Origin of the sequence: Bacillus sp. JCM 19034, assembly GCF_001310635.1 — a bacterium.
GTDB lineage: Bacteria > Bacillota > Bacilli > Bacillales > Bacillaceae_D > Halalkalibacter.
Genome location: NZ_BAXR01000005.1, coordinates 242,589 through 249,956 on the forward strand (window position 1 = coordinate 242,589; position 7,368 = coordinate 249,956).

General features: G+C 35.9%; 10 protein-coding genes. All 10 read right to left on the reverse strand.

The annotated features are described in order from the left end of the window. Positions 1 to 3 precede the first annotated feature (3 nt). A complete protein-coding gene (gene gatA, locus JCM19034_RS10880; protein WP_062049664.1) occupies positions 4 to 1,461 on the reverse strand; it encodes an Asp-tRNA(Asn)/Glu-tRNA(Gln) amidotransferase subunit GatA in 1,458 nt (485 codons plus the stop codon). A gap of 17 nt (positions 1,462 to 1,478) precedes the next feature. Then, positions 1,479 to 1,769 carry an Asp-tRNA(Asn)/Glu-tRNA(Gln) amidotransferase subunit GatC gene (gene gatC, locus JCM19034_RS10885; protein WP_062049710.1) on the reverse strand — a complete coding sequence of 97 codons (291 nt, stop codon included), beginning with the start codon at positions 1,767 to 1,769 and terminating at the stop codon, positions 1,479 to 1,481. Between the two features lie 397 nt (positions 1,770 to 2,166). Beyond that, entirely contained in the window at positions 2,167 to 3,423 is a 1,257-nt protein-coding gene (locus JCM19034_RS10890) for a glycoside hydrolase domain-containing protein (RefSeq protein ID WP_231686918.1), read from the reverse strand. Positions 3,424 to 3,807: 384 nt separating this feature from the next. Continuing rightward, positions 3,808 to 4,263 (reverse strand): DUF4274 domain-containing protein, encoded by a 456-nt coding sequence (locus JCM19034_RS10895; protein WP_062049666.1) that lies wholly within the window; start codon positions 4,261 to 4,263, stop codon positions 3,808 to 3,810. Between the two features lie 24 nt (positions 4,264 to 4,287). Then, the gene (locus JCM19034_RS10900; RefSeq protein ID WP_062049668.1) at positions 4,288 to 4,668 is read right to left on the reverse strand and encodes an immunity 22 family protein; all 381 of its coding nucleotides are present in this window, start codon (positions 4,666 to 4,668) and stop codon (positions 4,288 to 4,290) included. Between the two features lie 390 nt (positions 4,669 to 5,058). Continuing rightward, positions 5,059 to 5,469 carry an immunity protein YezG family protein gene (locus tag JCM19034_RS10905; RefSeq protein ID WP_062049670.1) on the reverse strand — a complete coding sequence of 137 codons (411 nt, stop codon included), beginning with the start codon at positions 5,467 to 5,469 and terminating at the stop codon, positions 5,059 to 5,061. Positions 5,470 to 5,886: 417 nt separating this feature from the next. Beyond that, positions 5,887 to 6,126 carry an imm11 family protein gene (locus JCM19034_RS23190; RefSeq protein WP_231686919.1) on the reverse strand — a complete coding sequence of 80 codons (240 nt, stop codon included), beginning with the start codon at positions 6,124 to 6,126 and terminating at the stop codon, positions 5,887 to 5,889. 53 nt (positions 6,127 to 6,179) lie between these two features. Further along, on the reverse strand, positions 6,180 to 6,455 hold the full coding sequence (locus JCM19034_RS23195; RefSeq protein WP_231686920.1) for an imm11 family protein: 276 nt from the start codon (positions 6,453 to 6,455) through the stop codon (positions 6,180 to 6,182). Further along, entirely contained in the window at positions 6,455 to 6,757 is a 303-nt protein-coding gene (locus JCM19034_RS10915; RefSeq protein WP_062049672.1) for an AHH domain-containing protein, read from the reverse strand. The genes JCM19034_RS23195 and JCM19034_RS10915 overlap by 1 nt, the downstream gene beginning before the upstream one ends. Positions 6,758 to 6,815: 58 nt before the next feature. Further along, the coding region (locus JCM19034_RS10920; RefSeq protein ID WP_156323958.1) for a transposase at positions 6,816 to 7,368 on the reverse strand (553 nt) is incomplete at its 5' end.

Genomic DNA, 7,368 nt, shown 5'->3' on the forward strand with positions numbered 1-7,368 from the left:
CCCTTACAACGTCGGCTTCTTCGTATGATAGTCTGTTGCTTGTTCAAATGTATGTGCGACACGATAGACGGTGCTCTCGTCAAAGTGTTTCCCGATAATTTGCAATCCTAGTGGTAATCCATCCTTAAAGCCACATGGAATTGAAATACCCGGAACGCCAGCCAAGTTGACTGGAATCGTCAAAATATCGTTTGCATACATCGTTAATGGATCCTTTGTATTCTCACCAATCTTAAATGAAGGAGTTGGTGAGGTTGGGCCAATAATAACATCATATTGTTCAAAAATCTTTTCAAAATCTTGTTTAATTAATGTACGAACTTGTTGTGCCTTTTTATAATAAGCATCATAATAGCCTGAGCTTAACGCAAACGTTCCAAGCATAATACGGCGCTTCACTTCATCACCAAATCCTTCTGCTCTCGTTTGCTTGTACATTTCAAGTAAATTGTCAGCATTATCTGTACGATAGCCGTAGCGTACACCGTCAAAGCGCGATAAATTCGCTGAAGCCTCAGATGAGGAAAGTAAGTAGTACGTTGCTAATGCATATTTTGAGTGTGGTAACGAAACCTCTTCCCACGTTGCACCTTGAGCTTCAAGTACTTTTAATGCATCAAGAACCGATTGTTTAACCTCTTCTTGTACGCCTTCTCCTAAATATTCCTTAGGAACGGCGATTTTTAAGCCTTTCACGTTTCCTGTTAAAGCAGATAGAAAGTCTGGTACTTCGACATTGGCAGATGTTGAATCCATCGGGTCTACGCCGACAATCGACTGCAATAAATAAGCATTATCTTCAACTGTTGTAGTAATTGGTCCAATTTGATCTAATGACGATGCAAATGCGACTAGACCGTAACGCGATACCCGGCCATATGTCGGCTTAAGCCCCACTACGCCACAATACGCAGCAGGCTGACGGATCGATCCACCGGTATCAGATCCTAACGAAAATGGAACTTGTCCTGCTGCAACAGCTGCAGCCGAACCACCGCTTGAACCACCAGGAACATGATCTAGATTCCAAGGATTCTTTGTTTCTTGGAAAGCAGAATTCTCCGTTGATGACCCCATCGCAAACTCATCCATATTAAGCTTCCCGATCGTAATCGCTTGAGCTTCAGCTAATTTTTGAACAACAGTGGCATCATAAATTGGATCAAAGTTTTCAAGAATTCGACTCGAGCAAGTTGTCCGTAGGCCTTTAGTGACGATGTTATCCTTCACGCCAATAGGCATACCAAATAAAAGCCCGCGCTCTCTGTCTGAACTTAGTGCTTCGTCTAATTCAGCAGCGTAGGCACGTGCTTTCTCTTCGTTTAACGTAACAAATGCTTTTACTTTATCATCAGTTTCTGCAATTCTTTTATAGGATTGATCGACTAAATCGGCCACTTTAATTTCTTTCTTATGTAACATGTCGTGAAGCTCGGACATTTTATAATCAAATAATGACATCCCTGCTAACCTCCTTACTATTCTATGATTGATGGCACTTTAATTTGTCCATCCTCATGATCAGGTGCATTCTTAAGTACCTCTTCGACTGGTAATCCCTTTCCAGCCTTATCTTCACGTAGGACATTTTTCATATCTAATACATGAGTGGTCGGTTCTACACCTGTTGTATCTAATTCGTTTAATTGCTCAGCAAAAGTAATAATCGCATCCAATTGCTCCGTAAACATTTTCGCTTCATCCTCAGTAATCGCAAGCCTTGCAAGATTCGCAACATGCTTCACTTGCTCCTCAGAAATTCGAGACATTCTTCCTTCACCTCCATTAAAAATACACGCATTAACAGTACCATTAATGATACCAAATTCCTTTAGTGTAGGCAATAAAGGGAACAACCCATAGCCCATTAAATTAACTCGGTCCCATCCTAAAAAGCCATTTAGTATTTTTTCCCCAAGAACTAGCTCTGCTTAACTCGTCCATTTCAATGAGCTCGGGGCATTTTCAGCGTGGTTTCCATATATGTATTTATGTTTTACCAGTTAGATCCCGCATAACAATATACCATTCTCTATGTAAAACCTAAAAAAAATCCTGTCCTCAGCACACATAATAATTAATCTTTGGGAGGACAGGAACCATTATAAGATCATATATAGTCTCAAAAATCATTCTTTTAATAAAAAGTTGTCGGGTAACAAGGAACTACCACAGAACGTCAAAAACATTGCTGTCAAAGTGATTTGTATCAATGTTGCATGTCTGCGCATCAATACCGTATTGCCAGCCAGCGATTAACGCTCCTTCAGGTGCTTCGGGATCGTATTCCGGTGCATTTTCTTCAGTTGTAATACCAATATTTGGTGAAGATGTCCACACATAATTGTTTTCTAGTAAGCTAGGATTTTCCTCTGCAGCTGTTTCATAGGCAGTATAAAGTTCACGATCAGGGTGGAAAATTCCATAAACGCCGGATTCATATTCGGATTCTTCCATCGCGTCGTACCAGCCGAGAAGGAAATCAGCATCAATGGGATAGATCGGTTCCACATTGGCAAATATTGCTACGCCTTCTGGAACTCCAAACTCCCTCGCCATTTCAATGGCAGCTGTTGCTTCGCTTTGTCCTTTTTCATAACCAGTCGCATCCGTGAAGTGATTCCAAATGACCATAATATCAATATCATTTTCGTGAAGGCGTTCCACTTCTTCCTCAGTCAATCCGTGGGAAACCCCTTCCTTATCTCCTAAATACCTTGCCCATACTTGCGGGTCACCAAAATTCTCACGAACACATGATAGCATGTCTTCTGTTGTTAAGCTTGCAGAATCAACGCCCCAAACGGTAGCGGGCGTTTTACCATTTCCTTTACTATCCTCTGTCCCATTGTCTGCTTCGTCCCCGTTACCGTTCTCTTCTTCATTGGCTGCCTCGTCTCCATTACCATTTTCGTCGGTAACGTTCTCTTCACTGTCACCTTTTCCTTCTACGTTATTGACAATGTTATTAGTAACATTGACATCAATACTCACTTCAATATTGTTTGAGACGCTATTATCAATCCTGTTGTTTGAACTATTCGTTAAATTATTTTCTATTTGATTATCGATTGTTGCTTCGTCTCCGTTAATGTGATTTTCGATATTGTTGCCTATATCCCCGTTTTCACTGTTTATTGTATTATTAATGGTATTATCAATTTCTCCGTTGTTCCCATTAATTTCGTTAACAATGGAATTGTCAACATTTCCTCCATCAGCGTTTATCTCATTATTGATTGTATTGCTAATGTCACTGTCTCCACCATTCGATTCCTGCTGGGCTTCTGTTTCATTGTCATCCGACGAAGCTGTTGCTGGATTTGTCTTATCGGCACTACCGTACATATAGAAGGTGAACGCAGTGAGTACAATAGCGAAAAAGGAAATGACATACGGCAACCATCTATGCTTATCTATCACACACTCTCCCCTCCTTTTACGTTCGTTATCATCGTACGTAATACAAGTAAGCTTAGTGAATGACAAATAAGCATTTGGGCATTTGTCTAGAAAAGGTTCATTTCCTTTGTCTTCAATATTGTATTCTTGGCATACTAATTAAGATTCAATTATCGTTTTTCAATCAAATAGTAACTGCAAGTAATACTCTTATAAACTCTCCAAGAGAATTAGCAATTTTAATGTCATAGTAGAAAATCTGTTCATTCAATTCTATTGACATTAAAGGGCTTACAAGGTTTATCTCTTTTCTGTATATAATAAGCGGTACAACCGGCACTAGGTAGCCCCTCAAAAAGAAAGCTTGAAAGGCACTTTGCCAATCAAGGTTTCAAATAAATTACATTATATCTTAGGTATATCAATCTCTTTGCCTGGAGACTTACTAATTATAACGTCAGGAAGGTTTGGGTTATTCTTTTTTAACTTATACTTTTGAATTTTTGTTAATTCAGGATCAAAGGAAATAACTTGTGATTTAAAGTCTAAATTTAGTAGTTTATTATAATTCTTCCTCAAAAAAACTTTCCATTCCTCTAATGAAGAACTTAATATTTCATCTGAACTCTCTAACAAACGATAGCCATCTGCATAATGATACATTAGTAAACCTGTCCCTAAATCACAGGCCTCATTTTCTAAGATGACTGTTGGTAATTCAAAACCACTATTCCAATTATAATTGGCAGCAAAGTAATGGAGTATTAGTGGATTATCTACTTTTTTTAACTGGCTGATTAAAATATTATTATCTGTATTATAAAGCAACCCAACAAGATAAGTTATCTCTGAGTTATCCATCCGCTAAATCAATCCTCCATACCTTTAAGAGTACTTATAATTTGTAGCAGCAATAAAATCAAAAGCACCGGTTGAACTAATTTCATTGTTATATTCAAAATTATATATTAAAATTACTGCATTATATAATTTCTTTAGGTTTATACTTTTCTGGATTTTTGGGATGACAATTTCTTCATACGAACACCCATCTAATAATGCTGAAATATCACTACTACTATTCTTATAAACCGCTTTTTCTATAATATCCTCATCTGTTTCATCCATATCAATATTAAAATCGATAAAGAATTGGGATGGGACAGACTCGCCATCTTCATCATACGTTAAATCAACATACTCTCCTATTGAGTCCTCATCGTTAATATTCCCTAACCAAATTGAAACCCATCCTTGTTTTTCCATTATAGAATCCTCCTACTTCAATCTTAGACCTTGTGGTAAAGACGAAACTCCACTCTCTAATCTATAATTAGCCCAATTAATAAGTCGTCTTACAAATGCATTATAGTCACTAGAAATAGCTATTAGCTTGTTTTCTTCTCTCCTAGTTTACTCATAAACGTCAATAAGAATTGATTGATTGATAAATCGTAAAGTGTTTATGGCATGAGAAAAGCACCTCTTAAAAGTCTGATACTAGTATTGTACCAAGAGGTGCTGTTAGTATATATATATTGTTTGAATACAGGCTTATGAACGAGCTTTTGATTGTTTTTCGAATGTCATGATATAGTCTCTAGTAAAGATAGGGTGTATTTATCAAAATTAGAAACAGATTGCAATGTGTTTTATTTACGCTAAGTATTCAGCCTCCCATTTATCCTGTTTCTCGTCTGGACTAATTTCTGATATGTCATCATACCCGTAATTAAGTTTCATTCTACCCATGTTATCCAAAATATATGTTAAACTTGTCCATAGTTCCTGGTCCTGAACCTTAAATTCATTCCAAAGTTCTTCAAAACAGTCATACAGTTCTTGTTTTAATTTTCTATGCATAGGTTTATCAATGTTAAACATATCTACAATATCCAAGCTATATACTGGTTGTTCCTGATTTACTGGATAGTAATAAAAAAATACTTGAGAAAACCCCTCTCTTACTTCAGCATATAATAAAATCTTTTCCCATTCTTCTGGTATCATCTCAACTAAAATATTAGCTACCTTTTGGTAGATGGCTTCCATCTGTTTTGTTTCCAAATTTAACTACCTCCATTATAATTGCTTAAATTAACTTCATACCTTGCCATTCGTCTTTAAATGAACTCTGGGTTTGATCGTGACTTTATTATACAATTTAAAATCTTTTATATTTGCTAGTCAAATAACGAGTCACACCTAGTATTTTAAATTCTTTAACCATAGAAAAAACTGCACCTCATTGTTAGATAGTATCTAACAATTGAGGTACAGTTTACTTTACTCTTCACTGTAAAATAACACATTAAATAGGTTATACGTTTTATTAGTGATGTACATACTAAAGAATTTGTTAATACATCATAGATGGTTTATATGTATTATCTCTTTCTTGTAGGTAAAAAGCGGTTTATTCGGCACTAGGTAGACCCTCAAAAAAGAAACCTTAAAGGTTGTCCCTCTAAGGTTCTTGAATGATTATAAGATTGTTTTTATTTCTAGAAAGGCACAACCACTAATATTATTTTCTTCCACTGATTGCTTTAAAGTTTCTGACGCAAATAATGGAATTTCATCTCCTTTTAATTTGAATATATTTTTATTATTTATTGTGCTATTTGATACTGCATATTTTCTAACGGTATATATTTTTTCACCGTCTAAATCAATAACACTGTACTCCGAGTTCTCAAGGTTTAATGCATCAACTACATCCAATACATTTGCAACAAAATAATCAGCCTTATCAATACTAGATTTACTTTCAATATCTACAACATTAACAGGTAAATATTGTACATTTCCCCAAGTGTATTAATCAATTCTTTCAATCTTTCTGATACAATAAACCACCCTAAATTATTTGCTAAATTATCAGTAAATCTATTTCCATCCATCGGATTAAAATAGAAAGTAATATCCTCGTTCCAATTGTCAATAAATTTACCTTCTTTTAAATGATACTGTTCAAAACCATGTGTATTTTCACAATGAAAAACAACATCATTATCATTGCTATCATCTAGTATTAATTTATAATACTTCATTATTTTGACCTCCAATAATCTTTATACAGCATTCCTGGATTATCCCTTACTTCCTTCTTTAAACCTTCAAACAGCTTCAGGAACTTTTCTTTATCTCCTTTGGCTATTTTATCATAAGTACTAAGTTTATCTAGAACAAAATCATGATATGCATATGGGTGTCTCCCCTGATGTGGTAGTAATTCCTTATTCCATGCTCCATCTAAATCTAACCTATACTTATTAGTTATATTTTCCATTTGAGGGGTATATTTCTTACTTTTATTTGTTGCGTAATGATGATTTTGTAAAGGTTTATCTATACCCTATGTTGTAATCTTAAAAGCTAAAAATAAATAAGTCTGCCATTTTACCATTCTTTTAAACTACTTCTTTTTCTTGCACTATCGGCAAGTTATAGGCTGTTTTGTGCTTCATCATTCCATAAACAATGTTCACAAGCCTTCTCATTATGCACACCAATGCTTGCCCCTTTGTTTTTCCTTCTTTTAGTTTTCGTTGGTAGTAAGCATGGAACACTGGGTTTCTCGGCAGTTTACTTCCTTTAGCCACTTGTACTTGTTGCACTGCCAAGTTGTAAAATAAAGCATGTAACGCCCGATTTCCCTGTTTGCTTTTTTGTTCCTTGCCTTTCCCACCAGAGCCAAAGTAAACAGGCGCAATCCCCGCAAATCGTGCTAATTTGTTGGCATTAGGAAAACGTCTTACATCACCTATCTCCGCAATTAAAGCAGAAGCTGTTACGAGGTCAATTCCTGGCATGGAGTTTAGTTGAAAGTCTAGTAAACTCATTAACTGTTTTAATTCGCCTTCCACATAGTTCATTTCCTTCTTTTTAAACGCAATGTCTCGAACGATGCTTCTTACTAGAAAGTCTCGTGTTTCTTGATGTTCTTTCGTTGTGTGTCCATCC

Bases quoted from the DNA above. Each gene is read 5' to 3' on its own strand.
- gatA (WP_062049664.1), bottom strand. From the start codon at position 1,461: ATGTCATTATTTGATTATAAAATGTCCGAGCTTCACGACATGTTACAT.
- gatC (WP_062049710.1), bottom strand. From the start codon at position 1,769: ATGTCTCGAATTTCTGAGGAGCAAGTGAAGCATGTTGCGAATCTTGCA.
- JCM19034_RS10900 (WP_062049668.1), bottom strand. From the start codon at position 4,668: ATGGAAAAACAAGGATGGGTTTCAATTTGGTTAGGGAATATTAACGAT.
- JCM19034_RS10895 (WP_062049666.1), bottom strand. From the start codon at position 4,263: ATGGATAACTCAGAGATAACTTATCTTGTTGGGTTGCTTTATAATACA.
- JCM19034_RS23195 (WP_231686920.1), bottom strand. From the start codon at position 6,455: ATGAAGTATTATAAATTAATACTAGATGATAGCAATGATAATGATGTT.